The following is a 26,357-nucleotide window of genomic DNA, read 5'->3' on the forward strand; positions in this document are numbered from 1 at the left end:
CGGCACCCACCCGCACGGGCAGACAAGACCCGCACCGGCTTCCACCCCCGCGCCAACCTCACATCACCGCTCAGCCACCGGCTCCCGCTCCGGTTCCCGCTCCCCCGAAGCCGCAGGCAGCTCGGCCCACCCCCCGGCCGGCGCCCTCGCCACCCGCCGCCACCAAGGATCGGCCACCGGTACCGCCCCCGGCTCGAACGGCTCCCCCGGCCGAGGCGTGGCCATGGCGACCCCGGCCTTGTGGGACAGCAGCATGGTCCGCTCCGCAGGCTCCGCCCAGGGATGCGTCGCGAGGTTGAAGGTGCCCCAGTGGATCGGCAGCAGCACGCCTTCCGCCGCGTCCCCGCCCTGCAGATCCAGATGGGACCGCACGGCCTCGTCGGGTGTCATGTGGATGTCCGGCCAGAACTCCGAGTAGGCGCCGAGCTGGATCATCGTGGCGTCGAAGGGCCCGAAGGCCGCGCCGATGTCCTTGAATCCGTCGAAGTACCCGGTGTCACCGCTGTGGTAGACCCGGTGCTCCCCGCTGGAGACGACCCAGGACGCCCACAGCGTGTGCTGGGTGTTGCGCAGTCCCCGTCCGCAGAAGTGCCGGGCCGGGGTGGCCGTGAGCGTGAGTCCGGCGACCTGGGTCGACTCGTGCCAGTCCAGCTCACGCAGCCGGTCCGCGGACACTCCCCAGTGCTCGAGGTGGGCCCCCACCCCGAGCGGCACGGCGAAGACGGTGTCGGTCCCGGCCAGTTCCTTGATCGTGAGCATGTCCAGGTGGTCGTAGTGGTCGTGGGAGATGACGACCACGTCGACCGGCCCGAGCGCGGCCAGCGGCAGCGGCACGGGGTGCAGCCGCTTGGGACCGGCGAAGGGGAGCGGGGAGCAGCGCTCACCCCACACGGGGTCGAACAGCACCCGCCGTCCGTCGATCTCGGCGAGCACGCTGGAGTGACCCATCCACGTGAGCCGCAGCCCGGTGGCCGGGGGCTTGGAGAGGTCGGCGAGCGTCGTGGCATGTACCGGGATCCGGCCTTCGGGAGCCCGCTGCCGGCGGCCGTCGCTGTCGAAGAAGGCCTTGGCGAGGTCGATCGCCGAAGCGTCGGGACGGGTCCGGGCCGTACCGCCGGGGTTCTGGAAGACACCGTTCGCGAAGTGAGGGGATCTGCGGATGCGCGCCAAGCGCTCACCGCTCGGGTCCGCGCCGAAGGCCGCGGGCTGCAGCGCGCGGAGCCCGTAGCTCAGGGGACGGAAGCCGGTCACGGTACCTCCATGTGGAGTCTCTGAGGCACCCATTATGGTCCGCCCCTCTGACAGCGCCGGGGTCTGCCCGGTCACACGGACAAGGACGCCGTGGCAGCGGATCACGTTGACAGGGCGTACCGGGATGCCAATACTGACCCCCCGTTCAGTAGCCGTCCGCCCACCCCGGAGCCCGCGTGACCACCCCCTTGCTGTCGCTCACCTGGACCGACCACGTCACCGGCCGCCAGGGCTTCCTGGTCGTCGACCGGCTGGTGCGGGGTGTCGCCAGCGGCGGCCTGCGGATGCGCCCGGGCTGCACTCTGGACGAGGTCGCCGGACTCGCCCGCGGCATGACCATGAAGGAGGCCCTGCACTACGACCCCGCGGCCCGGTACGTCCCGTTGGGCGGGGCGAAGGGCGGCATCGACTGCGACCCCCGGGACCCGGAGGCGTACGGCCTGCTCGTGCGCTACCTGCGCGCCATGCGGCCGTACGTCGAAAGCTGCTGGACGACCGGCGAGGACCTCGGTCTCAGCCAGGACCTGGTCGACCGGGCGGCCGCGGAGGCCGGTCTCGTCTCCTCGATCCAGGCGGTCTATCCCCTGCTCGACGACGAGGCCGCGGCCCGGCGGCGGCTCGCGGACGCGTTCGCCGTGGAGGTGGACGGCATCGGGCTCGACGAGCTGGCGGGCGGCTGCGGGGTGGCCGAGTCGGCGCTCGCGGCCCTGGACGCGGCCGGAGTGCCGTACGGGGGCACGCGCGTGGCCGTGCAGGGGCTCGGCACCATGGGCGGGGCCACGGCGCGCTTCCTCACGCGCGCGGGGCTGACGGTCGTGGCCGTCGCCGACATCAAGGGCACGATCTTCAACCCGGCAGGGCTCGACGTCGAGGCGCTGCTGGCCGCCCGGGACGCCTACGGCACCGTGGACCGCTCCGCCCTGCGCCCGGCCGACCGCGAACTGCCCGGTGAGGCCTGGCTGTCGCTCGACGCCGAGGTGCTCGTGCCGGCGGCCGTCTCGTACGCGATCGACACCGGGAACCAGGAGCGGATCCGGGCGCGTTGGATCGTCGAGGCGGCCAACATGCCCGTCCTGCCCGCGGCGGAGGCTCTGCTGGCCGCGCGCGGGGTGACCGTACTGCCGGACGTCGTGGTCAACTCCGGGACCAATGCCTGGTGGTGGTGGACCCTGTTCGGCGACATCGGCGCGGATCCGGACGAGGCCTTCGCGCACATTCGACGTTCCATGCGCGACCTGGTGGGGCAGTTGCTGGCGCGCGCGGAGGCGGACGGCACCTCGCCGCGCGCCGCCGCGCACGCACTGGTCGCGGACCGGCTGCCGGTGATCGCGGAGCGGTTCGGTTGGTACCGCTGACCTGGCCCGACACGCGAGGACCCGCAGGGGGACGGCTAGGGTGATCCCGTGGCGAGAGTGCGGTTGACAGTGGCGGAGCGGCGCGAGGAGCTGCTGCGGGCCGCCATCGAGCAGATCGAGGCGCGGGGCGTGGCGGCCGTCAGGATCGCCGACGTGGCCTCGGCGCTCGGGGTGAGCAACGCCCTGGTGCTCTATCACTTCTCCACGAAGGAGAAGCTGGTCGCCGCCGCGTTCACCTACGCCGCCGAGGACGACCTGGCCCATCTGCGCAAGCTCCTCGGCCGCCGCACGAGCGCCCTGCGCCGGCTCCGGTCGGCCGTGCGCTGGTACGCCCCGACGGGCCAGGCCAAGGGCTGGCGGCTGTGGATCGAGGGCTGGGCGGTGGCCCTGCGTGAGCCGGCGCTCCAGGAGGTCATTCGTGACCTGGACAGACGCTGGAAGGCGGCGCTCACGGAGGTGATCGCCGAGGGCGTGGCCGCGGGCGAGTTCTCCTGCCCGGACCCGGAAGCCACCGCCCTGCGCCTCACCGCCCTCCTGGACGGCCTGGCCGTCCAACTGACGTCCTACGCGGGAGCGGTGGCCAGGTCCCGGGCCCAGGAGTGGGTGGACGAGGCCCTGGCACGGGAACTCGGCCTGGACGGCACGAGGTCCGAGTAGCGGCGATACGCGGGCCGGGTCGCCCGGGGGGAGGGTCTCATGGCGGCCGCCGGGCGAGATCCGCCCCGCCCGGCACCGGCCTCGCACTCGACTCAGGCCACCGGAGCGATCCGGCTCTTGATGTCGTCCGGCGACAGCACGCCCTTGGCCGTCACGTGGTCCCCGGAGGACTCGCCGCGCAGCCGACGCCCGATCCACGGCACCAGAAACTCCCGGGCCCAGTGCACATCGTCGCGCCGCACGTCCAGCGGCCCGCGCGGGGGAAGCGGCGGCCAGGGCTGGTCGGGATCCGCCGGCACCTCCAGTCCCAGCACCTGTCCCGCACGGAGCGCCACACGCGTGTGCCCCTCAGGGGAGAGGTGCAGCCGGTCGCCGTCCCAGGCCCGCCGGTCCTGGATGGTCTTCAGGGACCACAGGTCGAGCACCGGGCACCCGTACCGGTCGGCGACGGCCCGCACATGTCCGTTGTACGTGGCGATCTTGCCGCGCAGATGCTTGAGCACGGGCACACCACGGGTGTCGAAGCCGGTCGTCACCATGACCGTGCCGCACGCCTGGGTGAGCCGGGCCACGGCCCGCTCGAAGCGTTCGGCGACCTCGTCGGGGTCGGTACCGGGCCGGAGGATGTCGTTGCCGCCGGCGCAGAACGACACCAGGTCCGGTGCCAGTTCGACGGCCTGCGGAAGCTGGTCCTCGACGATCTGGTCGAGGAGCTTCCCGCGTACGGCGAGATTGCTGTACCTGAAATCGCCCTCGGGCCGCCGGTCCGCGAGAAGCACCGCGAACCGGTCGGCCCAGCCGACGAATGCCCCGTCGGGGCCGAGGTCGCCGACGCCCTCGGTGAAGCTGTCCCCCACCGCCACGTACGACCCGATCACTGAGCTGCTGTCGTTCTTCGAATCGTCTGCCACAACCGTTCATGATTCACCTTCGAATGTGACCTACGCGACCGTAAGAAGGACTTGACGGTCGGTGAGATAAGCCACTCCTAAAGTGTTGGCCAAACCAGGAATAGGCCCATCATCAGGAATGTTCACGCTGCGACCGCCACACCCTGAAGTCACTGATCCGGAAGTGACTCCAGGTGGTCCGGAACGCGAAGTGCCCACGTGTGTACGGCTGCGGATCGGTGTAGTCGAAGACGAGCCGCCCGTTGTTCCACCACTGCACGGTGGACCCGTCGGAAACGATCCGCACCCGGTTCGGCTCGTTCGCGACCAGCAGCGGCTCGGTGTAGTCGTAGATCAGGGGCCGTACACCGGATTCTCCGACGTAACGGCGCAGCCGTGTCGTGGTGTTGTAGTTGGCGCCGTAGCCGGAGTAGTACGTCTTCAGGTAGTCGTACTCCGCGAGCGCCCCGCCCCGGTGGGTGGCGAAGAGGTCGTGGGGAGACCGGACGTCGACCGCGTTCCAGAAGTTGTTCAGGTCGGACACCCGGTCGTTGACCCCGCCCGCGGACACGGGAGTGGCTGTGTACTCCAGGACGTACGGCCCTTCGAGCGGCTGCCTGAACCAGATCGTCGCGCCGGCCGGCACATCGACCTCCAGGACCCCGCGCCGCGCGGTGACCGTGCCGCCTTGCTCCAGCTCGACGGCCCAGCGGCCGAGGCCGTGGCGGAAGTCGTCGTGAGCGATGAGGCGGCGGTGTGGGGGCGAGGCGCTCGCGGTGGCCGCGGGGACGAGGGCGGCCAGGGCGGCGCCGGCGGCGAGGGCCCCGAAGGCTCTGCGCGTGGTCGTCATGACGGACGGTTCCTTCCGTGAAGGGACGAGGACCCTGAAGAGACGAGGATCCCAGAAAGCGCTTACTCGGCTGGGGAGTTCACTGTGCCGCGCCCCTCCTCCCCCTGTCGACGCCCCGAGCACACCCGCCACAAGAACGCAACGAAGCGATCATGAGGAAACACCGAAGGCCGGACCCGGGGATCGGGGTCCGGCCTTCGGTGGCACAGGAGGATCGTCAGCCGACGGCGACGCCCTTCGAACGGAGGTAGGCGACGGGGTCCACGTCGGAGCCGTAGTCCGGCGTGGTGCGGATCTCGAAGTGCAGGTGCGGGCCGGTGACGTTGCCGGTCGCACCGGAGAGGCCGATCTGCTGGCCCTCGGTCACGGTCTGGCCGGCCGAGACGGAGAGCTGGGACAGGTGGGCGTACTGCGCGTAGTAGCCGTCGTTCAGCTTGATGACGACCTGGTTGCCGTAGGCGCCGCCCCAGCCCGCGGAGACGACCGTGCCCGCGGCCACGGCCTTGAGCGAGGTGCCGGTCGGGACGACGAAGTCGACGCCGGTGTGGTAGCCGCTGGACCACATGCTGCCCGCGACGCGGTAGCCGGTGCCGATCGTGGCGCCGGTGACCGGAAGGGTGTAGCCGCTGGAACTGGTGGTGGCGGAGCTCTGGGTGGCAGCCGTCGAGTTCGAGGAGGACTTCTTCGACTCGGCCTTCTCGGTCTTCGCCGAGGACGAAGAGGAAGACTTGGTCTTCGTCGTGCTCGCCTTGGCCTTCTTGCCGATCGAGAGCTTCAGACCGGGGTGGATCAGTGACGGGTCGTCTCCGATCGCCGAACGGTTGTCGGCGTACAGCTTCTTCCAACCACCGCTGACGTTCTGCTCATCGGCGATCTTCGAGAGATAGTCGCCGACGCGCACCGAATAGGTGCGCACCGTCGAGGCCTTCTTCGCGACCGTCTTTTCGGCGGACTTCTGCGTGACCGGAAGCGACTGAACGGCCTTTTCCGACACGGACTGGGGAGTTGCGGCGTGCGCGCCGGTGGCCCCCATGAGCGGGAGGGCGAGCGCGGCGCCCCCGGTGCCGACGACGGCGATCGAGCGGGTGAAGCGCTGGGACTTCGGACGGCGGTGCTTACCCTTCGCGGGCATGACGAATTCCTCTCCGGCGCCTGCGAGGTGAGCTGTCGGGTGCGGGCTGGAGATGCCCGGACGCGCCTGGACGCGCCTTAACCCCAAGCCGTTCCGGAGACCGGAACAGGCGGTTTTACCTGTGGGTCCCCCGCTCCTGCCTTGCACGGGTGGGTGAGTGTGGGGAATCCGCTCGGCGGCAGGATTGGGCGTCCGACCGGATCGGGGGTGAACGTAAGCGAGCAAGACGCAAAGGGACAAGTGAAGGGTTCCCTTTGCCTGCGTTCCTGTTGATCCCGTATGAGAATTACCGGTCACCCTGCGTGAATCGGACGCCCTTCACCCGACCCAAATCCCCTTGGGAAACCTGCGAATTACGTGAACATGACGGGCGACACACCGTCACGGATATGACGCTGCTCACGTCACGAATTCACAGGAACCCTCAAGCCGAAAGGAGTTGGGAGAGAACCTGCTAATTCGGACACAAGCCCTAGATGCGACGCAGTCGGATAACTGTCGCATCGAGGTCACCGCGCAAGCCGGTACGAAGTCCGTGATGAAGCAATACGCCCCCTCGGTACACTTCGCCCGTTTCGAGGCATTCATACGACGCTGTCGGGTCGAGCCCGCGCAGCCGCAGCGAGGGGACGGGCTCGCCGTACTTCTGCGCCTGCAGCCAGGCGAGGACGACGGTCTCGTCCCCGAGGACGTACTGCACCGCGCTCAGCCCGCCCTGCGGAGGCCGCAGCCGGTACAGGTCGCCGCGCTGCACCACCGGCCGGATCTCCTTGTAGAGACCCACCCACCGAGCGGCTTCGGCGAGCTCCTCCTCGGTCCACTCCGTGAGGTCCCCGCCGACCCCCAGCACCCCGGCCATCGCGCTGACGAACCGGAACCGCAGCGAGCTCACCCGGTCGTTGAGCTGGGTGTTGGGACTGTCGGTCACCCATGCGGCCATCACACGCGCGGGATGGATCTGGCTGAAGCCGTGCTGGATGGCGAGCCGGTCGAGCGGATCGGTGTTGTCCGAGGTCCACACCTGGTCGGTGCGGCTGAGCACCCCGAGGTCGATCCGGCCGCCACCGCCCGAGCAGGACTCGAAGGCCACGCCCGGGTGGGCCTCCCGCAACCGATCCAAGAGGGCGTAGAAGCCGCGCACATGGTCCACCCACAGGCGCTGCGGGTACGACTCACCGGGCCAGCCCGCGTCCGTGAAGCAGCGGTTGAAGTCCCACTTCACATAGTCGATCGGGGCCGAGGAGAGGAGAGCGTCGAGCTGCTCCCACAGGTACTCCTGGACGTCCTCGCGCGCGAGGTTCAGTACGAGCTGGTTGCGGAGCTCCGTCCGCTTCCGTCCCGTTTGGTACTGCACCCAGTCCGGGTGGGCGCGGTACAGCTCGCTGTCCGGGTTGACCATCTCCGGCTCGACCCAGATGCCGAACTGCATGCCGAGCGTGCGCACGTAGTCGGCGAGCGGCTTGAGGCCGGCGGGGAAGCGGTCGGGGTTGGGCGTCCAGTCGCCGAGCCCGGCCCGGTCGCTGGTGCGGGCACCGAACCAGCCGTCGTCGACCACGAACAGCTCGACGCCCATCGCCGCGGCCCGCCGGGCCAGGGTGCGCTGCTGCTCCTCGGAGATGTCGAAGTTCGTGGCCTCCCAGGAGTTGAACAGCACGGGCCGGTCCTGGTCCGCGTGCGGGATGACGTGGGCCCGCTGGTAGGCGTGCCAGGTGCGGCTCGCGCCGCCGAAGCCGCCGTCGCTCCAGAGCCCGGCGAAGACGGGCGTCATGAAGGACTCCCCGGCCGCCAGCCGCAGCAGACCCGAGTCGTCGTAGCCGGCGCCGCCGGTGATCTGCACGCGCGCGTCGGGCAGTTGCGCCACGGCGATCCGCCAGGACCCCGACCAGCCGAGGGCGACGCCGTAGACCTCGCCGTGCTCCTCGGTGGCGTCGGTGTCGAGGGCGACCCACGGCAGGTGCTGGTGCCCGGTGTGGCCGCGGCGGCTGCCGATGACCTTCTCGCCGTAGGTGAGGGGAGTCCGGGTGAGCAGGGACTCGGCGGCCCAGCGGCCGTGCAGCTGGGACAGCCGCCAGCCGTCCTCGCGGTCGGGCAGGGTCCAGGTGGCGGAGTCGGCGCGCAGCAGCTCGACCGGGTCCTGCCCATGGTTGTCCAGGATCACCCAGCGCTCCAGGATGTCGTCGCGCATCCGGTAGTGCAGCGTGATGGCCAGCCCGCCGTCGCGGAACCGCAGCCGCAGCTCGTCGCCCTCGGTGTCGTACGCCTCGAAGCTCCACTCGGTGCCGCGCCACTCGTCGGTGCGCACGGACAGGGCGGGGCGGGTGAAGCGGGGGCCGCCCTCGACGGGGTACTCCTCGTGTCCGTCGAGCGGGGACTCGAAGGGCCAGTACTCGGGCAGCGGACGGACGGCGAGGGCCTCGGCGTCGGCCAGGGTGATCCTCGGGCCCCAGTGCAGGTGCAGCAGCTCGTCCTCGGCGGTGAGGTGCAGGGCGTAACTGCTGGTCGGCCCGGACAGAATCCACGTACGGCCGTTCTCGGCGATCTCCAGCATGGCGCTTCCTCACAGATTCGAACAGGTGCCAACAGGTGCACTCAGGCCCCAACATCATCAGCGGGCACCGGCCCTGGTGGCAACGGCTGTGGACAAGTCGTTGCAGGCCCTGTGGACAACTCCTTGCCCCCGGAATCCATGTCGTATCGTCGAGAGCGTGCCTCCGCCGGCGAGCCGCGCCGGCGGAACCTGGCTGGGAGGACCCCCCGTGACGCAGCAGATCCCGTCGACCGAACCCGAGCTGGCAGGTGTGCGCAACTTCCGCGACGTGGGCGGGCTGCCGACGGCGGACGGGCGGCGGGTGCGGTACGGAGTGCTGTTCCGCAGCGGCCATCTCGCGCACGCGACGGAGGACGACGCGGCCTTCCTGTCCTCGCTCGGCCTGCACACGATCTTCGACTTCCGCAACGCGGCGGACCAGAAGCTGGAGGGCCCCGACGTCGACATGCCGGGCGTCACCAATGTGAACCTGCCGCTGAGCGACCCGGCGGAGGGCACCTCGTTCTGGAAGATGGTCCGCGACGGCGACATAGAGCAGCTGCGCGAGCTCCTCGGTGACGGCAAGGCGGCGGAGCGCATGACCAACTCCTACCGCACGATGATCAAGGAGCGCACCGCCGAGCACTCCCAGGTGCTGCGCTCCCTCGCCGAGGACAGCGTGCCCGCCCTCATGCACTGCGCGGCCGGCAAGGACCGCGCGGGTCTGGCCGTCGCCCTGACCCTGCTCGCCCTGGGCGTGGAGCGTGAGGCGATCATCGCCGACTACCTGGAGTCGAACGCCAAGCACCGCCGCTACAAGGTGCGGCGCACCAGCACCTCCGCCGACGCCTACTCCCCCGAGGTCATGGAGCTGCTCAGCCCCTTGTTCGAGGCACGCGCCGAGTATCTGACGGCGGCCTTCGCGACCATCGAGGAGACGTGGGGCGGCGTCGAGGCGTATCTGGAAGAGGGCCTCGGCCTGACCCCCGAGATTCGTGAGCGGCTGCGGGAGCGTCTGCTCGACTGAGCTGCGCGCAGGGCCGCTACTGCCCGGCTCCCACCTCGAAGAGCAGGAAGACGAAGGCCGCGAAGATGTGGCCGACCGCGAGATAGATGATCAGGCGCACCCACAGGGCGCGGGGGAACTTCTCTTCCATGTCGCTCATGGCGTGTCTCCAGGGGTGGGGCCCAGGCACAGCGTGGCCGTGGGACTCTGCAGCAGGGTGTGGACGAACAGGAGCTCGACGCCGTCGGGGTCCTGGGCGGCGATGCGGTGCGGGGTCAGCGAGTCGAAGTGCGCGCTGTCGCCCGGACCGAGCCGGTGTGTGGTGTCCGCGAGACGGAGCCTGAGCCGTCCCTTGAGGACGTACAGCCATTCCTCGCCGGGGTGCACTCGCACGATGTCGCCCTGAGAGCCGTGCGGCACCCGCACGCGCAGGGCCTGCATCCCGCGGCCGGTCGCACCCGCCTGGACGTAGGTCCAGCCGCCCGCCACGGTCGGTTCCATGTCGGCGGCGCGCACCACGGCGTCCCGGTCGGCGGCCGTCTCGCCGAGCAGTTCCGAGACGGTCGTACCGTAGATACGGGCCAGCGCGAGCAGCATGGGCAGCGACGGCTGGCGCTGTCCGGTCTCCAGCCGGGAGAGATGGGCGGGCGACAGGCCCGCGGCACCGGCCGCGGCCTCCAGGGTGAGGGAGGCGCGACGGCGCAGCGCGCGAAGCTGGGGAGCCACGGAGGGCAGCTCCCTGAAGGCTTCCGAGGAGGTCATGCCTCCATTGAGCCGGAGGCTTGCCTCTGCGGCAAATTTCTTGCCCCAGAGGCAAAGAGGCCACAGGCTCCCTGGGTCGTCAGCGGTTGGCCACCGCCTGCTTCACCAGCGTCCTGCCGAAGTCCCACATCAGCCCGCCGCCGCTGTGCGCGTCGTCCATGACGTCCGTGAAGGCGTCGACGAACCGGTCCACCTCCTTCTCCCCGACGACGAGCGGCGGGATGAGCTTGATGACTTCCAGGTGGTCGCCGGAGACCTGGGTGAGGATCCGGTGCCGCTGCAGGAGGGGGACGACGACCATCTGTGCGAACAGGCCCTTGCGCGCGGCCTGGAGCATGGTCCAGCGGCTGCGCAGCTTCAGCGACTTCGGCCTGCCGAACTCGATGCCGATCATCAGGCCCCGGCCTCGCACGTCGGCGAGCAGTTCGTACTTGTCGACCAGGGCCGCGAGCCGGGACCTGAGCAGGCCACCGGTGGCGCGGGCGTTCGCGACGATCTGCTCGTTCTCCATGACCGACAGGACGGCGAGCCCGGCCGCCATCGCCTGGGCGTTGGAGCCGAAGCTCGCCGAGTGCACCAGCACCCGGTCCATCGACGAGTAGACCTTCTTGAAGATCCAGTCCTTGCCGAGGGTGGCGCCGACCGGGACATAGCCTCCGGAGAGCGCCTTGGCCACGCACACCAGGTCGGGCTCGACGCCGTCCTCGTGCTGGTAGGCGTAGAAGTCCCCGGTCCGGCCGAGCCCGGTCTGCACCTCGTCGGCGATGAGCAGCGCCTTGTGCCGGCGCAGCAGCTCCTGCGCGGCGCGCAGATAGCCGGGCGGCGCCTCGTGCACCCCCTTGCCCTGGATCGGCTCGACGACCAGGGCGGCGACGTCGCCCTTCTTCAACTCCCTGGCCAGGGCGTCCAGATCGCCGAGAGGTACGGCGGTGTCGGGCAGCAGAGGCGCGAACCCGTCCCGGAAGCCGTCTTCGCCGTTGACCGACAGCGAGCCCGTGGTCAGCCCGTGGAAGGCGTGGTCGCAGTACAGGACACGGGGCTTCCCGGTCGCGTACCGGGCGAACTTCAGCGCGGTCTCGACCGCCTCGGTGCCGCTGTTGCCGAAGAACACCCGGTCCAGGTGCGGGCTGTGGGTGAGCAGCTTCTCCGCCAGCAGCCCGGGCAGTGGCTGGCAGTCGAAGCGGGTGAGGTCGGCGAGAGAGGCGTCGAGGACGTCGTGCAGCGCCTTGCGGACGACGGGATGGTGGCGCCCCAGGCCCATCACCCCGAACCCGGCGAGCATGTCCAGGTAGTCGTTGCCGTCCGCGTCCCAGAAGTAGGCGCCCTCGCCGCGCTCGTAGACCTTGTCGAAGCCGATGGTGTGCAGCATGCGCGGGAGCTGGTGGTTGAGGTACCTGGTGTGCAGCTCGTAGCGTTCGGCTCCGCGCTCGGCCAGGAGTCTGCCGAGGTCGAACTCCGTGCTCATTCAGCCTTCTCCTTGACGTCGGCCTGTGCCTTCACGGCCAGGCTCGCGCTGATCCGCCCCGCCACCTCGACCGGCGTCAGGCCGATGTCGGCGAGTACCTCGCCCCGTTTGGCATGCGCGAGGAACTGTTCCGGGATCCCGAACCGCCGTACGGGCACGTCGACGTCGGCGTCACCGAGTGCCAGCGCGACCGCTGCTCCCACTCCGGCGGCCCGGCTGTTGTCCTCGACCACCGCCACCAGCCGGTGTTCCGCCGCGAGGCCGGGCAGCGCCGGGTCGACGGGCTTGACCCAACGCGGGTCCACGACCGTGCAGTTGGTGCCCCGCGCTTCCAGCAGCTCGGCGGCCTGGAGGCAGACGGGCGCCATCACGCCGACAGCGACGAGAAGCACCTCGGGCCGTTCCCCGCGGTGCAGGACGTCCATGCCGCCCACGTGGTCCACAGCCGGGACCACGGGTCCCACGGACTCCTTCGGGAACCGCACCAGGGTCGGCGCGTCGTCCACGGCGACCGCCTCCCGCAGTTGCGCCCGCAGCTGGTCGGCGTCTCGGGGCGCGGCGATCCTCAGTCCGGGCACGACCTGGAGGATCGACATGTCCCACATGCCGTTGTGGGAGGCCCCGTCGACGCCCGTGACCCCGGCGCGGTCGAGGACGAACGTGACCCCGCAACCGTGCAGGGCGACGTCCATCAGGAGCTGGTCGAAGGCCCGGTTCAGGAAGGTGGCGTACACGGCGACGACCGGGTGCAGGCCCCCCGTCGCGAGGCCGGCCGCGGAGACCGCCGCGTGCTGCTCGGCGATGCCGACGTCCCACACCCGGTCCGGGAAACGCGCCGCGAACTTGCCCAGCCCCACGGGATGCAGCATGGCCGCCGTGATCGCCACGACGTCCTCGCGCTCCTCCCCGATCGCGGTGATCTCATCGCCGAACACCGAGGTCCAGGAAGGTCCGTTGGACGGGGCGAGCGGCTCGCAGGTGAGGGGGTCCATCACACCGACGGTGTGGAAGTGGTCCTCCTCGTGGGCGAGGGCGGGCTCGTAACCGCGCCCCTTCTCGGTGAGGCAGTGGATCAGCACCGGGCCGTGGAAGCGCTTGGCACGCCGCAGAGCGGACTCGACGGCCCCGATGTCGTGTCCGTCGATGGGACCGACGTACTTCAGCCCGAGGTCCTCGAACATGCCCTGCGGCGCGAAGGCGTCCTTGAAGCCCTTCTTCGCGCCGTGCAGGGACTCGTAGACGGTGTTGCCGACCAGGGGCGTCTTCAGGAGTACGTCCTTCCCCCAGGCCAGCACCTTCTCGTAGCCGTCGGTCGTGCGCAGGGTGGCCAGGTGGTTGGCGAGGCCGCCGATGGTCGGCGAGTACGACCGCTCGTTGTCGTTGACGACGATGATCAGCGGCCGGTCCTTGGCGGCCGCGATGTTGTTCAGCGCCTCCCAGGCCATACCGCCGGTCAGGGCGCCGTCGCCTATGACCGCGACGACATGTCCCTTCTCGCCCTGGACCTGGCGGGCCTTGGCGAGTCCGTCGGCCCAGCCGAGCGCGGTGGAGGCGTGGCTGTTCTCGACGATGTCGTGCTCGGACTCCTCGCGCGAGGGGTAGCCGGACAGCCCGCCCTTGCCGCGCAGCTTGGAGAAGTCCTGACGTCCCGTCAGGATCTTGTGCACATAGCTCTGATGGCCGGTGTCCCACACGATGCGGTCGACCGGCGACTCGAAGACCCGGTGGAGCGCGATGGTCAGTTCCACCACCCCCAGGTTGGGCCCGAGGTGTCCGCCGGTCCTGGCGACCGCGTGCACCAGGAACTCCCTGATTTCCTCGGCCAGTTCGCCGAGATCCGATTCGGACAGCGCCTTCAGGTCGCGTGGTCCCCGGATGTTCTCCAGCATGGTCACGCTCGGGCCCCCTTCGGTCCGTGCTGTTCAGCTCACGGTGACGGCCGGCTCCCCTGACGCGACGCCGTCCTGCTCCATCTGTTCGGCGATCTTCATCGCCTCCTCGATGAGGGTCTCCACGATCTTCGACTCCGGGACCGTCTTGACGACTTCGCCCTTCACGAAGATCTGCCCCTTGCCGTTGCCGGAGGCGACCCCCAGGTCCGCCTCCCGCGCCTCACCGGGGCCGTTGACCACACACCCCATCACCGCGACCCGCAAAGGCACTTCCATGCCTTCCAGACCCGCCGTGACCTCGTCGGCCAGCTTGTACACGTCCACCTGCGCGCGCCCGCAGGACGGGCACGAGACGATCTCCAGGCGCCGCTGCCTGAGCCCGAGCGACTCCAGGATCTGGATGCCGACCTTGACCTCCTCGGCGGGCGGCGCGGACAGAGACACCCGGATGGTGTCGCCGATCCCTCTGGACAGCAGCGCCCCGAAGGCCACCGCCGACTTGATCGTCCCCTGAAAGGCGGGACCGGCCTCCGTGACCCCCAGGTGCAGCGGGTAGTCGCACTGCTCGGCGAGCTGCTGGTAGGCGGCCACCATCACCACGGGGTCGTTGTGCTTGACGGAGATCTTGATGTCCCGGAAGCCGTGCTCCTCGAACAACGAGGCTTCCCACAACGCCGATTCGACCAGCGCCTCCGGAGTCGCCTTCCCGTACTTCTGGAGCAGCCGGCTGTCCAGCGATCCGGCGTTGACCCCGATCCGGATCGGCGTGCCATGGTCCTTCGCGGCCCGCGCGATCTCCTTGACCTTGTCGTCGAACTGCTTGATGTTGCCGGGATTGACGCGTACGGCCGCGCAGCCTGCCTCGATCGCCGCGAACACGTACTTGGGCTGGAAGTGGATGTCCGCGATCACCGGGATCTGCGACTTGCGCGCGATGGTCGCCAGCGCGTCCGCGTCGTCCTGCGTGGGGCAGGCGACGCGGACGATCTGGCAGCCGGACGCGGTGAGTTCGGCGATCTGCTGGAGGGTGGCGCCGATGTCGGACGTACGGGTCGTCGTCATCGACTGCACCGACACCGGGGCCCCGCCCCCGACCGCCACCGACCCGACCATGATCTGCCGCGACACACGCCGCTCGGCGATCAGCCGGACCGGTACCTCGGGGACGCCCAAGGAAATGGCGGTCATGGCGTTACTCGCGGTTTCCGGAGACCGTCTCGCGCATGGCGCGCAGCGACTCCTTGAGCGAGCCCATGGTGGCGAGGACGGCGGTCGGCTCGTAGCCGCAGTGCGCCATGCAGTTGGCGCAGCGCGGGTCCTTGCCGCGGCCGTACTTGTCCCAGTCCGTCTCCTCGATGAGTTCGCGGTACGTCGGCACGTATCCGTCGCTCATCAGGTAGCAGGGCCGCTGCCAGCCGAACAGGGAGTAGTTCGGGATGGCCCAGGCCGTGCACGGGAAGTCGACCTTGCCCTCCAGGAAGTCCAGGAAGAGCGGGGAGTGGTTGAGCCGCCACTTCTTGCGGTTGCCGCCCGCGAAGGCCTTCTTGAACAGCTCACGGGTCTGCTCCACGCCCAGGAAGTGCTCCTGGTCGGGCGCCTTCTCGTAGGCGTAGGCGGGCGAGATCATCATCTCGTCGACCTTGAGGTCGTCGTTGAGGAAGTTGAGCACCTCGATGATGGTCTGCGGGGTGTCGGTGTTGAAGAAGGTCGAGTTGGTGGTGACCCGGAAGCCGCGCTTCTTGGCCTCCTTGATCGCCTCCACCGCCTCGTCGAACACCCCCTCCTTGGCAACGGACTCGTCGTGCCGCTCGCGCAGCCCGTCGATGTGCACCGCGAAGGCGAAGTAGGGGGAGGGCTTGAACTTGTCCATCTTCTTGCGCAGCAGCATGGCATTGGTGCAGAGGAAGACGTACTTCTTCTTTGCCACCAACTGCCGCACGATCTCGTCGATCTGAGGATGCATCAGCGGCTCACCGCCGGCGATGGACACCATCGGCGCACCGGATTCCAGCACCGCCCCGACGGCCTGAGCCACCGGCATGCGCTGCTTCAGCACACCCGCCGGATGCTGGATCTTGCCGCAGCCCTCGCACTTCAGGTTGCATGCGAAGAGAGGTTCCAGCTCCACGATCAGCGGGAACTTCTCCCGCTTGCGGAGCTTTTGTTCGGCCAAGTATGTAGCGACCTTGATGGACTGGCGCAGCGGCATGGCCATCTGGCTCACCTCCTGGGGAGCAGCAAGGAACGGTGCCATTCGTAAAAAGCAGGAAGGACGGAACGAAGAACGCGGAAGGCTGATATTCCACCGCGTACCGTGCCGATCCGGACGAGTTCATGTTGTGGAGCGTCCACGACCACCCGGACGGCCGCAACCGGGCGCTCGCCCGTGCGCACGGCGCTCAGGAGCGTGGCCGCGGACTCCATGTCGACCGCGATCGCGCCGGTCGCGAGCAGCTGCGACCGCTCGTGACCTCGAACGATGTGATCGGAGCCGGTGAGGGGTCCGGTGTGCACGGTACGTCCCGGCAGGGCCCGTACGAGCTCCTTGACGAGCAGGTCGGCCTCCAGACACGGAACGGTTCCGTCCGGATCCCGGGTCTCCTCGGCGACGACCAGGTCGCCGGGGTGCATCCCGGGGGCGAGGCCGGCGCAGAACCCGGTGGCCAGTACGGCGGCCCCGGCGAGGGCGGGGTCGGCCAGGCGCCGGGTGACGGACCGCTGTGCCGCCTTGGGGCCCATGCCCGTCCGGAGCAGGGTGACCGGCCCGCCGGCCCCGCCGCGGTCGCCGGTGCGCAGGGCGAGGTGCTCGATGCCGAGGGCGCAGGCGATCAGCAGCGGGGTGGTGGCGGGCTGGGTGGTCATCAGAGGGCCTCGGTCCGGGAGAACGGTTCTCCGTGGACGTAACGGCCCAGGGCGGTGAGCGGGAAGACCTGCCGGTAGAGGTGGTAGTTGATGGAGAAGTCCCAGGGGAAGCCGGTGCCGGTGAAGTAGGGCTCGTCCCAGGAGCCGTCCTCGTGCTGGGTGCTCGCGAGCCACTCGACGCCCCGCTCGACGGCCTTGGAGTCCCGCTCCCCCGCGGCCAGCAGCGCCATCAGGGCCCAGGCCGTTTGCGAGGCGGTGGAGGCGCCGCGTCCGCTCCACTCCTTGACGTACTTGTAGGAGCGCAGGTCCTCGCCCCAGCCGCCGTCGTCGTTCTGCACCTTCTCCAGCCAGGCCACCGCCCGCCGGATCGCCGGGTGCGAGACGGGCAGTCCGGCCGCCGTCAGTGCGGGCACCACCGACCCGGTGCCGTAGATGTAGTTGACGCCCCAGCGCCCGAACCACGAGCCGTCCGGCTCCTGTTCGGCGAGCAGCCACTCGATGCCGCGCCGGGTGCGCGGGTCGTGGGAGAGCCCCTCGATCGCCAGCATCTCCACCACGTGGGCGGTGACGTCGACGGACGGCGGGTCGATGACCTCGCCGAAGTCGCAGAACGGCAGCCGGTTGGGGAAGGGGCTGGTGTTGTCGACGTCGAAGGCGCCCCAGGCCCCGTTCTTCGACTGCATCCCGAGGTTCCAGCGCACCCCGCGCCCGATGGCCTTCTCCACCCGCTCGGGGTCGTGGTGTCTGACCCGGCGCAGGGCGAGGACGACCTCGGCGGTGTCGTCGATGTCGGGGTAGTTGTCGTTGTGGAACTCGAACGCCCAGCCGCCCGGGGGGAGTTGGGGCCGCTTGACCGACCAGTCGCCGGGCCGCACGATCTCCTCGCCGAGCATCCAGTCGGCGGCCCTGACGAGCTGCGGATGGTCGGCCGGCACGCCGGCGTCGACGAGCGCGATGGTGGCGAGGCAGGTGTCCCAGACCGGCGACTGGCAGGCCTCGATCATCCGGGACCCGTCCTCGCGCCAGATGGCGAACCGGTCCAGGGACTCCAGCCCGGCCCGCATGACCGGGTGTTCTAGGTCGTAGCCGAGCAGGTGCAGGGCGATCACCGAGTAGACGGCCGGGGGCTGGATGCCGCCCCAGCAGCCGTCGTTCTCCTGCCGCTCGATGATCCAGCGGGCCGCGCTGTTCATGGCGGCTCTGCGGAGTCTGCGCGGGGCGACCTTGCGCAGTTGGTGCAGTGCCTTGTCCAGACGCTGGAAGGCGCCGTCCCAACTGGCCACCGGGGCGAGGGGCTTGGCCGGGTTCGGGTCGGCCGGGTCGATGTGCAGTTCGTCGAGCGGGAAGGGCGCGGGCCGGACCGGGCGCTTCGCGGAGACGATCGTCAGCGGGACGATGGTCTGGCGGGCCCAGCAGCCGAAGTCGTAGATGTTGAGGGGGAACCACTTGGGGAAGTAGATGAGTTCCGGAGGGAGTTCGGGCAGGTCCTCCCACTTCCACCAGCCGAACAGGGCGAGCCAGATCCGGGTGAACACCCGGGCGGCGGCGATACCGCCGTGGGCGCGGATCCAGGCGGAGGCCCTCGCCATGTGCGGGGCGTCCGGGGCGTCGCCGTCCATGCGCAGGGCGACGTACGCCTCGATGGTGGTGGACAGTTCGCCGGGCCCGCCGTAGAAGCCGGCCCAGGTGCCGTCCTCGCGCTGCTCGCCGCGGATGAACTGGGCGGCGGCGCGGGTGGTCGACTCGTCGCGGATACCGAGGAATTGACGGAGCAACAGGTCCTCGGCGTCCATCGTGACGTTGGTCTCGAGGTCACCCTTCCACCAGCCCTCGGCGTCCTGCCGGGCGAGCAGGTGGTCGGTGGCGCGCTGGACGGCACGCGCGGCGGCTTCTTGTATCCCGGCCGCCACGGGGGTGTCGAGACGGGTTTCGCTGGCCGCGGCAGCGCGGGGCGGCAGGGCCCCGGTGCTTCCGTCGGTCGTCGCTGTCATGGCTTCCCCTTCGTGCAGTGTGCAATGTGGTGCTCTGCTGTGGGTCCGCCGTCGGCCGGTGCCTTTCCTTTCCTCGCAGCACCGGCCGGCGACTACGCGAGGGCTATTCGACCGATAGTGATCATCTCTTTCGTACGACGACGAAGTCGGCGAGCGCCGTGAACCGGTCCCGGACCCCGTCGGGCATGTCGACGGCGTTCAGGGCTTCGATGGCGATGGTGTGCTGACGGCGGGCCTCCGCGGCCGTCCACTCGCGGCCGCCCGCCTCCTCGATGAGGGCGGCACGGGCCGCGAACTCCTCCTCGGAGAAGTTCTCGAAGTCGCTGCTCTTGGCATCGGCGGCGAGGATCTCGCCGAGCCGCTCGGAGGCGGAACCGCCCGCCGCGAGCGCGGCCACCACCGGCAGTGACTTCTTGCGCTGGCGCAGGTCGCTCCAGGTCTGCTTGCCGGTGGAGACCGGGTCGCCCCAGATGCCGAGAAGGTCGTCGACCGCCTGGAAGGCGAGGCCGAGGTGGTAGCCGTACTTCTCCAGGGTGTCGGCCGTGCGGTCGTCCGCGCCGCCGAGCACGGCGCCGATGGAGCTGGCGCAGGCCAGCAGGGCGCCGGTCTTGTTGCCCTCCATCTCCAGGCACTCCTCGACGCTGACGCGGTCGCGGTGCTCGTAGGAGATGTCCTGGGCCTGGCCGTCGATCAGGGCGCGGGTGGCGGTGGTCAGACGGCGGGTGGCACGGCCGGCCTCGACGGTGCCGAGCTCCAGCAGGACCTCGTTGGCCAGGGCGAACAGTGCGTCGCCGACCAGGATGGCCTGGGCGGGGCCGTGCACCTTCCAGACGGTGTCCCGGTGACGGCGCTGCTCGTCTCCGTCCATCAGGTCGTCGTGCAGCAGGGAGAAGTTGTGGACCAGTTCGACGGCGACCGCGCCGGGGATGCCGGTCTCCGGCGGGGCGCCGGTGACCTCGGCGGAGAGGACGGCGAGGGCGGGGCGCACGGCCTTGCCGCCGTCGCCGTCCGCGGGGTTGCCCTGGGCGTCGATCCAGCCGAAGTGGTAGGCGGAAACGGTGTCCATCGGGGATGCGAGGCGGTCGACGGCCGCCTTCAGCACCGGAGTGGCCAGGGTCCGGCCGCGCTCCAGGAGCGCGGTCACGTCCACCGCGTTCCTCGCAGCGGCCGTCTCGGCCGGGGGCACAGTGGGCACAGTCTCTCCTCTTGTTGCGGTACCGGAGGTGCTGGGGCCGGATACGCCGTGCTGGTCGAGCATCACGCGGCCTCCTCGAACTCGAAGAGACGGGCGGGGCGGGGCCGGCCCAGGGCGGCGAGGGCGGCGTCCGCCGCACTCACACCACTGCGGACCGCACTCTCCATGGTCGCGGGCCACCCTGTGGCGGTCCACGCGCCGGCCAGGTAGAGGCCGGGGGCTTTCGTACGGGCGCCGGGCCGCAGCCGTCCGACGCCGGGGGCCGGGGCGAACGTCGCCGTCCGCTCCCGGGTCACGAAGAAGTCCTTCACCTCGGCGCCGCGCGCGAGCGGCAGCAGCCGCTCCAGCTCGGGCAGATACCGCTCGCGCAGTACGGCCACCGGCTCGTCGATCTCGTCGTGCGCGGCCGACTGGGACAGGGCGAGGTACTGGCCCTCGCGCAGCCCGGAGGCGTCGGTGCGGTCGAAGACCCACTGCACCGGGGTGCCGAGGGCCGCGAAGAACGGCTTGTCGAGGACCTTGCGGTCGTAGACGACATGGACGTTGAGGATCGGCGCGGTGCCGATCTCCCGAAGATTTTCCGGGGCGTCGAGCGCACCCTCCGGCAGCAGGTCACACGCCTCGCCCTGGGCGACGGCGAGTACGACCGCGTCGGCCCGGAGCGTCTCCCCGGGAACCTGAACGCTCCAAGTGCCGTTCTCGTCAGTAGAGATGGAGGTGACGCGTGTACGGACCTCGGTACGCACGCCCGCGGAGTCGAGCGCCTTGCGGGCGAGCCGGTCATGCAGGTCACCCAGCGGGACGTGCGCCCAGCCGATGTCGGCCGCGCCCGGGTCGGACAGCAGACCGGTCTTGAACACCATCGCGGCGAGCCCCAGTGAGGCGTCGCCCGCGACCGCGTTGAGGGTGGCGACCCCGACCAGGTCCCACAGGGCCTCGACGGCACGCGCCGACTGACCGTGCGCGGTCAGCCAGCTGCCGAAGTCCTGTGCGTCCAGGCTCGGATCGGCGAGGTCGAGACCCTTGAGCGCGAGCGCGGCACGCCCCACCCTGGCCCGCTCGGCGAGCGAGAGATGCGGATAGGTCGCGAGGCTGCGTCCCAGATGCAGGGGCACCGGCAGCGCGTCGCGCCGCAGTCTGCCGAGCCGTCGGCCCGCGGGCCGGGCCACGTCGAGTACGGGCACGTCGAGACGATCCTGCAGCGGTGCCAGCGCCGTCCCCTCGATGCGGTCGAGGAACCAGCGGTAGGCGGTGCAGCAGCGCAGGTAGACATGCTGTCCGTTGTCGACGGTCAGTTCGCCGCGCTGGAAGGAGAAGGCGAGTCCGCCCAGGCGTGGCCTGCCTTCGAGCAGGGTGACGCGCACTCCGGCGTCGGCGAGCGCGAGCGCGGCGGTGATACCGGCGAGCCCACCGCCGATCACGACGGCATCCCGTCCGGACCGCTGTCCGTCGGTCATCGCACATCCTCCCCTGCACGGACGCCGTGGTGCTTGAACGGTGCACGGCCGGCCGTTGCAGTCAGGGACGCCGTCCTCGAGCGGAGGGTTGCGTGCCGTTTTTCTCCGGCGGCATCACCTTGGACCGAATTGTCCACCTCACCCATCAAGCCCGCCTCCTGACCGTCCGCCGCGTCACATGCCGGGCGTCCAGGCCGGACAGGCCGCGGACGGCGACGTACGCCTTCTCGCGTCCGGGCAGTGAGACCCGGCCGCGCAGCACCGCCTCGGGGTCGCGCTCGATGCGGTCGAGCAGCCGGCGGTAGATGCCGGCCATGGCGGCGACACAGGCACCGCTGCGCCGGTCGAGCATGGGCAGCAGCCGGTAGCCCTCGGCGAAAAGGGTGCGGGCCCGTCGCACTTCGAAGTGGACGAGGCCCGCGAAGTCGGCGCCCTCCGGTGGTTTCGGCCCCTTGAAGCCGGCCGAGCAGCCGAACTTCGCGAGGTCGTCGGCGGGCAGATACACGCGCCCGCCCTCGGCGTCCTCACGGACGTCTCTGAGGATGTTGGTGAGCTGGAGCGCGAGACCGAGCGTGTCGGCATACTCCGGCGCGCGCTCGGCGGCGCGCGCCCCGGGTTCGGTGCCGAACACACCGAGCGAGAGCCGTCCGATGGCGCCGGCCACACAGCGGCAGTACACCTTCAGGTCGTCCCAGGTCTCGTAGGTCTCGCCGCGTACGTCCATCAGGACGCCGTCGATCAGTTCGTCCAGGCCGCCCAGCGGGATCGGGAAGGTCTCGGCGGCGTGGGCGAGGGCGACGGCCACCGGATCGGTGTCGTCCTCGTCGACCGAGCCCTCACGCACCCGGGTCAGCATCGCCCGGGTGTCCTCGAGTCTCGCGGCCTTGACGCTGTCCGCCAGAGCACCGTCGCCGATGTCGTCGACGCGCCGCGAGAACGCGTAGAGCGCCGACATCGCACGCCGCTTGGACGTCGGCAGCAGCCTGATGCCGTACGCGAAGTTACGGGCCTGCTGTCCGGTCACGGTCTCGCAGTAGCCGTAGGCGGCGAGTACCGGTGCGGACACGTGCGACGGTGACTCCACGGTCCGGATCACCCCTCTCCTCGCAGAGCGACGCCCACCTCGCGCAGCAGTTGGAGCTTGCCGGGCTTGGGCGGGCCGGGAAGTACGTCGTACTGGGCGGCGGCGATCGCGCGGAGCGCCGCCCTCCCCCCTGCCACGAACCCTGCGAGCAGCAGCTTCAGTCTGCCGTGGACGCTACCCACCAGGGGGGCGCCTTCATTCAGGAGTTCACGGGCGCGTTGTGCCTCGTATGCAACCAGAGCGCGCACCGATGCGCCCGCGGTTTTCGTGGCGAGGTCCGTCTCCTGGATGTGAAAGCGCTTCATGTCCGCGGCGGGCAGATAGATCCGGTCGCGGCCGAGGTCCTCGGCGACGTCCTGGAGGTGTTCGACGATCTGGAGGGCCGTGCAGATCGCGTCCGAGAGACGGATCCGCTCGGGGGTCGAGGTGCCGGTGACGGCGAGCACGAGACGGCCGACGGGGTTGGCGGACAGCTCGCAGTAGGCGAGCAGGTCGTCGTAGGTCTCGTAGCGGGTGACGAGCTGGTCCTGGCGGTTGGCGGCGATCAGGCCGAGGAAGGGCTCGGGGGTGAGGGAGCGGCGGCGGACCGTGGGCTGAAGGCGGCGCAGCAGGGGGTGGCGGGGGGCTCCGGAGAAGACGCGGTGCAGGTCGGCCTCGAAGGCGTCCAGCACAACCAGCCGGTCTTCGGCCTCCGCGGGGGACACGCCGAGCAGGGCGGCGTCGGCGCCGCCGGGGGCCAGGTCGCCGTCGCCGATGTCGTCGACGAGGCGCGCGAAGCCGTAGACCGCCATGAGGTCGGTGCGCCAGTCCTTGGGCAGGAAGAACGGAGCCACGGGGAAGTTCTCCGCCGCGGCCTTGTCGAGCGTTCCGCGCTCCGTCACTCCGGGGCGCGTCGTGCCGGTCTCCGTCATCGCTGCCTGCCCGCGGCGGGGACGGCACGTGCTGCGTTGAGCTGGGGAGTTTCCGTAGCCATCGCCGTCACATCTCCCGTTCTACACCGCCGACCCAATGCACACTATTTCGGACACGCCGCCCGGCCGTCCGCGCGGCGTCCCAGTGATCGGGTGTCGCGCATTATCGCCCCACTTGCCGCGATTGGGCACCGGTACAGCTTACGTTGTACAACGCGGCGAGGATCGTCGGGGTGTCCTGCACATCACAACAACACACCGATTGGCCTCAAGATTCCTAAGGGGCGCCGAAGTTGACGCTTCCTTTGCAGACGTGTGGCCCCGCCGAAACAGTTGCGGCGGGGCCAGGTCGAGCGGAGCGGTCATGTTCGTCCGGGGCGGGGTGGACTACTTGCCCGTGAACTTCTCGTACTCCTTGATGACCTCGTCGGTCGGGCCGTCCATGCGCAGTTCCCCGCGCTCCAGCCACAGGACGCGGTTGCAGGTGTCACGGATCGACTTGTTGTTGTGACTGACGAGGAACACCGTGCCGGCCTCCTTGCGCAGTTCCCGGATGCGTTCCTCGGAACGCTTCTGGAACTTGCGGTCACCGGTGGCCAGGGCCTCGTCGATCATGAGGACGTCGTGGTCCTTGGCGGCGGCGATGGAGAAGCGCAGACGGGCCGCCATGCCGGAGGAATAGGTGCGCATCGGGAGGGTGATGAAGTCGCCCTTCTCGTTGATCCCGGAGAAGTCGACGATCTCCTGGTAGCGCTCCTTGATCTGCTCCCGGGTCATACCCATGGCGAGGCCGCCCAGGATGACGTTGCGCTCGCCCGTCAGGTCGTTCATCAGGGCCGCGTTGACGCCGAGCAGGGAGGGCTGGCCGTGGGTGTAGACGCGGCCGCTCTCGGCGGGCAGCAGGCCGGCGATGGCGCGCAGCAGCGTCGACTTGCCGGAGCCGTTGGAACCGATCAGGCCGATCGCCTCGCCCTTGTAGGCGACGAAGGAGACGCCCTTGACGGCGTGCACCTTGCGCACGCCCCGCTCCTCACCGCGCTTGAGGATGCGGCTCAGCGCGGCGGTCGCGCTGCCCTTGCCGGCCTTGGCGCCGTTGACGCGGTAGACGATGTGCAGCTCGTCCGCGATCACGGTGGGGGTGTGCTCGTCCCTGGTGTCCTCAGCCACGGCCGTACCTTTCCTCCGCCTTCCAGAAGTACACGAAGCCGCCGAGCGCGAAGAGCGCCGCCCAGCCGCCCGCGGCCGCCCAGACGTGGTCGGGCAGGTTCTCGGCGCCGTACTCGTCGATCAGGGCGAAACGCATCAGGTCCATGTAGATGGCCGCCGGGTTCCACTGGAGCACCGTGGCGACCCACTGCGGCTTGTCGGCCAGCATGATCGGGATGGAGAACATCACGCCGGACGCGTACATCCAGGTACGCATCACGAACGGCATGAGCTGCGCCAGGTCGGGGGTTTTGGCACCCGCGCGGGCCATGATCAGCGCCAGGCCGCTGTTGAAGAGGAACTGGAGGATCAGCACCGGCACGATGAGCGCCCAGGACAGGTCCGGGTAGTGGCCGAAGCCGATCGCCACGGCGAACAGCACGACCATCGAGAACAGCAGCTGCTGGAGCTGCTGGAGCGCGAAGGAGATCGGCAGGGATGCCCGCGGGAAGTGCAGTGCGCGGACCAGGCCGAGGTTGCCGGAGATGGCGCGTACGCCCGCCATGACGGAGCTCTGCGTGAAGGTGAACACGAAGACACCCGTGACCAGGAACGGGATGTAGACGTCCTTGGGCATGCCCCGGCTGGCGTTCAGGATGACGCCGAAGATGAAGAAGTACACGGCCGCGTTCAGCAGCGGCGTCGCCACCTGCCACAGCTGGCCGAGCTTGGCCTGGCTGTACTGGGCGGTCAGCTTCGCCCGCGAGAACGCGAGGATGAAGTGGCGCCGGTCCCAGAGCTGGCGGACGTACTCGACGAGTGAGGGCCTGGCGCCGCTCACGGTCAGGCCGTACCGGTCGGCGAGCTGTGCCGCCGTGAGGCCCTCGTCGGGCGACGCGGGCGCGCTCACCGCGACCGTGCCGTCGTGCGTTGTCTCACTCACTGATGGATAGCTTTCCTCTTCGGGATGCTTCGGGATGCGCGCCTGTGCGGACAGGGCGGGAGCGCGGGCCGGGGTGCGGCCCTGCCGCTCTCGGGAACGAGCTTGTCAGATGACCGGGGGTCGGCCCAGTCGGGTCAGTCGCCAGACGGTACGCCACTTCATCGGCCTGCGCGGTCCGCACGGCGTGCTCCAGCCCTCCCGGAAGCCGCCGAACCAGGCCTGCAGAGCGGGCCGCGAGGGGCGGCGCACCAGGGTGAGCAGCATCCAGACACCGAGGTAGACCGGGACGAGCAGCGCGGGCAGGTTGCGGCGGGCGAGCCAGACGCGGTTGCGGGCGACCATGCGGTGGTAGACCGCGTGCCGCGAGGGCGCGGTCGTCGGGTGGTACAGCACCATGTCGGACCGGTAGTCGATCATCCAGCCCGCGTCGAGGGCCCGCCATGCCAGGTCGGTTTCCTCGTGGGCGTAGAAGAACTCGTCCGGAAGGCCGCCGACTTCGGCGAAGACCTGGGTGCGGACGGCGTTGGCGCCACCGAGGAAGGTGGTCACCCGGGAGGAGCGCATCGGGTCGGCGGCCCGCAGCCGGGGGACGTGCCGGCGCTGGGTGACCCCGGTGTCGGGGTCGGCGATGCGGAAGCTGACGATGCCGAGCCTGGGGTCCTTGGTGAACGCCTCGCGGCACAGCTCGGCGGTGTCGTGGTTCGGGAGGAGACCGTCGTCGTCCAGGAAAAGCAATATGTCGACGTCGCGGCCGCTGGGGCCGAAGGCCTCGATGCCGACGTTGCGGCCGCCGGGGATGCCGAGGTTCTCGGGCAGCTCGATGGTCCGCACGCCGTCGGGGACGTCCGGGACGGGCGAGCCGTTGCCGACGACGACCACCTCGACCGGGTCGCCGTCCTGCTTGGCGACCGAGTCGAGCAGGGCACGCAGCTCCTCGGGGCGGTTGCCCATGGTGATGATGACCGCGCCGACCTTCATGCC

24 protein-coding genes and 1 riboswitch are annotated in these 26,357 nt (G+C 70.0%); of the genes, 3 read left to right on the forward strand and 21 right to left on the reverse strand.

Features of this window, described 5'->3' with window-relative positions:
- Positions 1–63: 63 nt before the first annotated feature.
- Complete coding sequence (locus tag ACZ39I_RS10245; protein ID WP_467244016.1) at positions 64–1,251, reverse strand: MBL fold metallo-hydrolase; 1,188 nt, start codon at positions 1,249–1,251, stop codon at positions 64–66.
- A 176-nt stretch (positions 1,252–1,427) separates the two neighbouring features.
- Between ACZ39I_RS10245 and ACZ39I_RS10250 the strand changes: the two genes are divergently transcribed.
- Both ACZ39I_RS10250 and ACZ39I_RS10255 read left to right on the forward strand, forming a co-directional pair.
- Positions 1,428–2,606 carry a glutamate dehydrogenase gene (locus ACZ39I_RS10250; RefSeq protein ID WP_467244018.1) on the forward strand — a complete coding sequence of 393 codons (1,179 nt, stop codon included), beginning with the start codon at positions 1,428–1,430 and terminating at the stop codon, positions 2,604–2,606.
- A 48-nt stretch (positions 2,607–2,654) separates the two neighbouring features.
- Positions 2,655–3,263 (forward strand): TetR/AcrR family transcriptional regulator, encoded by a 609-nt coding sequence (locus tag ACZ39I_RS10255; RefSeq protein ID WP_467244020.1) that lies wholly within the window; start codon positions 2,655–2,657, stop codon positions 3,261–3,263.
- A gap of 92 nt (positions 3,264–3,355) precedes the next feature.
- Here ACZ39I_RS10255 and ACZ39I_RS10260 read toward each other — a convergent pair whose 3' ends face one another.
- From ACZ39I_RS10260 to ACZ39I_RS10275, 4 genes are all read right to left on the reverse strand, one after another.
- Positions 3,356–4,141 (reverse strand): SGNH/GDSL hydrolase family protein, encoded by a 786-nt coding sequence (locus tag ACZ39I_RS10260; protein WP_352382485.1) that lies wholly within the window; start codon positions 4,139–4,141, stop codon positions 3,356–3,358.
- A 145-nt stretch (positions 4,142–4,286) separates the two neighbouring features.
- Positions 4,287–5,003 (reverse strand): DUF6250 domain-containing protein, encoded by a 717-nt coding sequence (locus ACZ39I_RS10265; RefSeq protein WP_467244022.1) that lies wholly within the window; start codon positions 5,001–5,003, stop codon positions 4,287–4,289.
- Between the two features lie 217 nt (positions 5,004–5,220).
- Entirely contained in the window at positions 5,221–6,135 is a 915-nt protein-coding gene (locus tag ACZ39I_RS10270) for a M23 family metallopeptidase (protein ID WP_467244024.1), read from the reverse strand.
- 4 nt (positions 6,136–6,139) lie between these two features.
- Positions 6,140–6,301, reverse strand: a riboswitch (cyclic di-AMP (ydaO/yuaA leader).
- A gap of 306 nt (positions 6,302–6,607) precedes the next feature.
- Positions 6,608–8,683, reverse strand: a complete 2,076-nt coding sequence (locus ACZ39I_RS10275; protein ID WP_467244025.1) for an alpha-galactosidase — start codon at positions 8,681–8,683, stop codon at positions 6,608–6,610.
- A gap of 208 nt (positions 8,684–8,891) precedes the next feature.
- On the opposite strand from ACZ39I_RS10275, the gene ACZ39I_RS10280 reads away from it, so the two are divergent.
- A complete protein-coding gene (locus ACZ39I_RS10280; protein ID WP_467244027.1) occupies positions 8,892–9,689 on the forward strand; it encodes a tyrosine-protein phosphatase in 798 nt (265 codons plus the stop codon).
- 16 nt (positions 9,690–9,705) lie between these two features.
- On the opposite strand, the gene ACZ39I_RS10285 is transcribed toward ACZ39I_RS10280, so the two are convergent.
- The 16 genes from ACZ39I_RS10285 to ACZ39I_RS10360 all read right to left on the reverse strand — a co-directional run bounded on the left by ACZ39I_RS10285 (position 9,706) and on the right by ACZ39I_RS10360 (position 26,354).
- The gene (locus ACZ39I_RS10285; RefSeq protein ID WP_352380693.1) at positions 9,706–9,828 is read right to left on the reverse strand and encodes a DUF6126 family protein; all 123 of its coding nucleotides are present in this window, start codon (positions 9,826–9,828) and stop codon (positions 9,706–9,708) included.
- Entirely contained in the window at positions 9,825–10,430 is a 606-nt protein-coding gene (locus tag ACZ39I_RS10290) for a helix-turn-helix domain-containing protein (protein WP_467244028.1), read from the reverse strand. The genes ACZ39I_RS10285 and ACZ39I_RS10290 overlap by 4 nt, the downstream gene beginning before the upstream one ends.
- 79 nt (positions 10,431–10,509) lie before the next feature.
- Positions 10,510–11,895 carry an aspartate aminotransferase family protein gene (locus tag ACZ39I_RS10295; protein WP_467244029.1) on the reverse strand — a complete coding sequence of 462 codons (1,386 nt, stop codon included), beginning with the start codon at positions 11,893–11,895 and terminating at the stop codon, positions 10,510–10,512.
- Positions 11,892–13,790 carry a 1-deoxy-D-xylulose-5-phosphate synthase gene (gene dxs / locus ACZ39I_RS10300; protein ID WP_467244030.1) on the reverse strand — a complete coding sequence of 633 codons (1,899 nt, stop codon included), beginning with the start codon at positions 13,788–13,790 and terminating at the stop codon, positions 11,892–11,894. Before dxs ends, ACZ39I_RS10295 begins: the two co-directional genes overlap by 4 nt.
- 27 nt (positions 13,791–13,817) lie before the next feature.
- A complete protein-coding gene (gene ispG / locus ACZ39I_RS10305; RefSeq protein ID WP_467244031.1) occupies positions 13,818–14,975 on the reverse strand; it encodes a flavodoxin-dependent (E)-4-hydroxy-3-methylbut-2-enyl-diphosphate synthase in 1,158 nt (385 codons plus the stop codon).
- A 4-nt stretch (positions 14,976–14,979) separates the two neighbouring features.
- Positions 14,980–16,002 carry an adenosyl-hopene transferase HpnH gene (hpnH, locus tag ACZ39I_RS10310; protein WP_007386169.1) on the reverse strand — a complete coding sequence of 341 codons (1,023 nt, stop codon included), beginning with the start codon at positions 16,000–16,002 and terminating at the stop codon, positions 14,980–14,982.
- Between the two features lie 5 nt (positions 16,003–16,007).
- On the reverse strand, positions 16,008–16,649 hold the full coding sequence (locus ACZ39I_RS10315) for a phosphorylase family protein (protein WP_467244032.1): 642 nt from the start codon (positions 16,647–16,649) through the stop codon (positions 16,008–16,010).
- A complete protein-coding gene (gene shc / locus ACZ39I_RS10320; RefSeq protein ID WP_467244034.1) occupies positions 16,649–18,640 on the reverse strand; it encodes a squalene--hopene cyclase in 1,992 nt (663 codons plus the stop codon). The genes ACZ39I_RS10315 and shc overlap by 1 nt, the downstream gene beginning before the upstream one ends.
- Before the next feature lie 121 nt (positions 18,641–18,761).
- On the reverse strand, positions 18,762–19,826 hold the full coding sequence (locus tag ACZ39I_RS10325; protein WP_467244369.1) for a polyprenyl synthetase family protein: 1,065 nt from the start codon (positions 19,824–19,826) through the stop codon (positions 18,762–18,764).
- A 71-nt stretch (positions 19,827–19,897) separates the two neighbouring features.
- Positions 19,898–21,292, reverse strand: a complete 1,395-nt coding sequence (hpnE, locus tag ACZ39I_RS10330) for a hydroxysqualene dehydroxylase HpnE (RefSeq protein ID WP_467244035.1) — start codon at positions 21,290–21,292, stop codon at positions 19,898–19,900.
- Positions 21,289–21,438: a DUF6380 family protein gene (locus ACZ39I_RS10335; protein ID WP_352380709.1), complete on the reverse strand. Its 150-nt coding sequence runs from the start codon at positions 21,436–21,438 to the stop codon at positions 21,289–21,291. Before ACZ39I_RS10335 ends, hpnE begins: the two co-directional genes overlap by 4 nt.
- Positions 21,438–22,388, reverse strand: a complete 951-nt coding sequence (hpnD, locus tag ACZ39I_RS10340; RefSeq protein WP_467244037.1) for a presqualene diphosphate synthase HpnD — start codon at positions 22,386–22,388, stop codon at positions 21,438–21,440. The genes ACZ39I_RS10335 and hpnD overlap by 1 nt, the downstream gene beginning before the upstream one ends.
- Positions 22,385–23,287: a squalene synthase HpnC gene (hpnC, locus tag ACZ39I_RS10345; protein ID WP_467244039.1), complete on the reverse strand. Its 903-nt coding sequence runs from the start codon at positions 23,285–23,287 to the stop codon at positions 22,385–22,387. Before hpnC ends, hpnD begins: the two co-directional genes overlap by 4 nt.
- Positions 23,288–23,674: 387 nt before the next feature.
- Positions 23,675–24,454: an ABC transporter ATP-binding protein gene (locus ACZ39I_RS10350; protein WP_467244041.1), complete on the reverse strand. Its 780-nt coding sequence runs from the start codon at positions 24,452–24,454 to the stop codon at positions 23,675–23,677.
- Positions 24,447–25,376, reverse strand: coding sequence for an ABC transporter permease (locus ACZ39I_RS10355; protein ID WP_352380717.1), 930 nt, complete (start codon positions 25,374–25,376; stop codon positions 24,447–24,449). Before ACZ39I_RS10355 ends, ACZ39I_RS10350 begins: the two co-directional genes overlap by 8 nt.
- A 105-nt stretch (positions 25,377–25,481) precedes the next feature.
- Positions 25,482–26,354, reverse strand: coding sequence for a glycosyltransferase family 2 protein (locus ACZ39I_RS10360; protein WP_467244370.1), 873 nt, complete (start codon positions 26,352–26,354; stop codon positions 25,482–25,484).
- Between the last annotated feature and the right edge of the window lie 3 nt (positions 26,355–26,357).

Source organism: Streptomyces sp. NPDC024687, assembly GCF_055559055.1.